The organism is Vibrio sp. Vb0349 (genome assembly GCF_033338975.1).
Genome location: NZ_JAWOTS010000339.1, coordinates 1 through 1162 on the forward strand (window position 1 = coordinate 1; position 1162 = coordinate 1162).

Annotated in this window: 1 protein-coding gene and 1 pseudogene; both read right to left on the minus strand. The window is 50.3% G+C overall.

All coding sequences use genetic code 11. The features are described 5' to 3' along the window. A pseudogene (locus R7Q47_RS25670) lies at positions 1-134 on the minus strand (sugar kinase); the annotation flags it as partial. Between the two features lie 3 nt (positions 135-137). Further along, the coding region (gene uxaC, locus R7Q47_RS25675; protein WP_318090186.1) for a glucuronate isomerase at positions 138-1162 on the minus strand (1025 nt) is incomplete at its 5' end.

Sequence of the window (1162 nt, forward strand, 5' to 3'; positions counted from 1 at the left end):
CTATTGGCTTCGCAGCCGCGGCTCAAATAAACCGCAGCGTTGAGCGTATCCCCACCAAATGTTTGATGCATTGAGCCGAACGGTTTGCCATTCAGCTCAATCATACATTCACCAATAATGGCGATGTGCTTCATTGGTTACGCCCTCTCTTCAAAGTAGCGTTTTGCGTTACCAAAACAGATGTCTTCGACCATAGGGCCAAGCAACGATAAGTCATTTGGAACTTCGCCGTTCTCTGCCCAACGACCGACCATGTCACACAGGATGCGGCGGAAGTATTCGTGGCGGGTGTAAGACAAGAAGCTGCGCGAGTCCGTTAACATGCCGACGAATTGGCTGAGCAAACCAAGTTGAGAAAGCTGTTCCATTTGGCGTTGCATGCCGTCTTTCTGGTCGTTGAACCACCAACCCGAGCCAAACTGCACTTTGCCCGCGATGCCGCCACCTTGGAAGTTACCAATCATGGTCGCCATCATTTCGTTATCACGAGGGTTCAAACAGTAAAGAATAGTACGCGGCAGCTCGTTGGTTTGGTCCATTTCATCCAGTAGATGTGCCAGCTCAAAAGCAAATGGGCGATCGCCAATCGAGTCAAAACCTGCATCAGCACCTAGTAGTTGGAACATGCGTGTGCTGTTGTTGCGCTGCGCGCCAATATGGAACTGCATGACCCAGCCCAATTGCGCGTAGCGTTTACCGAGCCAAACTTGAACCGCGGTAGAGAACTGCGCACATTCAAGCTCAGACAATACTTCGCCATTCAAACGACGAGCCAGCAACGCATCTAAATCAGCCTCGCTTGGGATCGGCGCGTAACGGACGATCTCAATGCCGTGGTCTGCCGCACGACAGCCATGTACATCGAAGTGTGCCAAACGTTTATCGAGTGCACTCAATAAATCATCAAAGCGGCGGATCTCAATGTCTGCTACTTCGCCCAGTTTGTGCATGTAATCTGCAAACACGTCCAATTCAATCTTGAACGCTTTATCCGGACGCCAACTCGGCAGCACTTTAACGTTAAAGGTGTCGTCTTCTGCGATGACTTTGTGATGTTCTAGTGAATCAATAGGATCATCGGTTGTGCCCGCCATTACGACGTTCATTTGCTGCATGATGCCGCGAGCCGTAAATTCAGGTGTCGCAAGTAGCTCATTACATT